The organism is Peribacillus sp. NPDC046944 (assembly GCF_050272735.1).
Taxonomy (GTDB): Bacteria; Bacillota; Bacilli; order Bacillales; family DSM-1321; genus Peribacillus.
Genome location: NZ_JBNNML010000028.1, coordinates 1 through 1580, shown reverse-complemented (window position 1 = coordinate 1580; position 1580 = coordinate 1). Strand labels below are relative to the sequence as shown.

Genomic DNA, 1580 nt, shown 5'->3' with positions numbered 1-1580 from the left:
ACCCGTTCCCATTCCGAACACGGCAGTTAAGCTCTTCAGCGCCGATGGTAGTTGGGGGTTTCCCCCTGTGAGAGTAGGACGCCGCCAAGCCATTTTAAAGGTCAGCCATTAGGCTGGCCTTTTTTTGTTTTTAGTAAATCCTTTTACCTTCTCAGCCAGACAGTAGAAGAAGACCGTAAGGTCTCGAAATCGCGGAGAATACATGGCTAATTCGTTTTCTTTATATATTTTCTAATAACTTATTGGCTTGTTTTTATAAATGGTATGGGAATGCGGTGGGGTATCCGTTGATTTTTCCTGGAGAGTTAGCATTCGGAAGTAGCTGCTAAAACCTTCATTCATTAAAAATGGTCTCATCTTTCCTTATCATTATGAAAAGCTGTGATCTCATTTGTGAATCATTTTTATTCAACAATAAAAAAGATGATTGGCTAGACTGAGCCAATCATCTTTTTAAGTATTAAAGTGGTTCGTGAATCTCCCAAGCAACTTTTAAAGAATCTACTATGAAATCTGCTACTTCATCAACATCCAAGTTATTTGTGTTCACTTTTGAATGATGATAGGAATAAACTTCTTGTCTGGTTTTAAAAAGGTCTTCAATTTCTTCTAGGCTTTTACTTTGCAAGACCGGTCTACTATCAATAAGTAAGCTAATTCTTTCTTTCCAATAGTCCCAAGATAAATCAAGGTAAAATACTATGCAATTGGAGAGGCATATATCTCTTATATCCTCTTGTAAAAAGGCCCCGCCTCCTAAAGAAAGTATTTTTAATTTTTGCTGGCTGAACCGTTCAATGACTTCCTTTTCTTTTTCACGAAAAGTCTTTTCCCCGAACTTCTTGAATATTTCAGTCGTGGGCATATTAAATTCTTTTTCGATTTCTTGGTCTATATCAATAAAGTCCCTATATAGTTTTTTAGCGACTTTTTGGCCTATTGTAGTTTTACCTACTCCCATAAAACCAATAAAAACGATACTTTGCAACCTCAAAGATGTATCTTTATTAACCACTTATGAATTCCTCTCCCCGCTAGATTACAATGATTTAAAGTAGTTTTCGATTTTTAAAAATAATTTCATTATAGTACATGTTGGTAGAAATGTAAAAATATTATTTAAATATTTGGAAAACTGATCAATTGATTTACTACCCTCATTCCTAATAATAGAAGGAATGGTCGATAATTAATAGTCCATGCTTTAATTTGTATCATTAATTTTATAAGTGAGAAGAGTAATGATAGGATCCACCTCAGGCTGTACAATTGTGGATATTAATTAACGGATATGGTCATAAAAGAAAAAAACGAAAATACATTGACTTTGATGAAAAAAAGGATTAATATAAATAAGCACCAAGTCAGTCAAACAAAAATTTCATCAACTTCTGGCAGATTGCTTGAAGAAATAAACAGTAAAAACTATTGACTTCTTATAATGAAAGTGATAAGATGAATTAGTTGCTGCTAACACAGTGACTAAAAAATAAGTTAAAAACTTCGTAGAAGTTGACAACTAATCGATAGTGTGTTATGATGAATAAACAAGTTGTTCTAACGAACAGCGAGATAAATTG

Annotated in this window: 1 protein-coding gene and 1 rRNA gene; one reads left to right on the top strand and one right to left on the bottom strand. The window is 33.4% G+C overall.

Annotation, left to right across the window (positions count from 1 at the left end; translation table 11 throughout):
- Nucleotides 1-90, top strand: a 5S ribosomal RNA gene (gene rrf / locus ACQKIC_RS20820); the annotation flags it as partial.
- 370 nt (nucleotides 91-460) lie between these two features.
- Here the strand turns inward: rrf and ACQKIC_RS20815 are convergent.
- On the bottom strand, nucleotides 461-961 hold the full coding sequence (locus ACQKIC_RS20815) for a shikimate kinase (RefSeq protein WP_402876150.1): 501 nt from the start codon (nucleotides 959-961) through the stop codon (nucleotides 461-463).
- Nucleotides 962-1580: the final 619 nt, after the last annotated feature.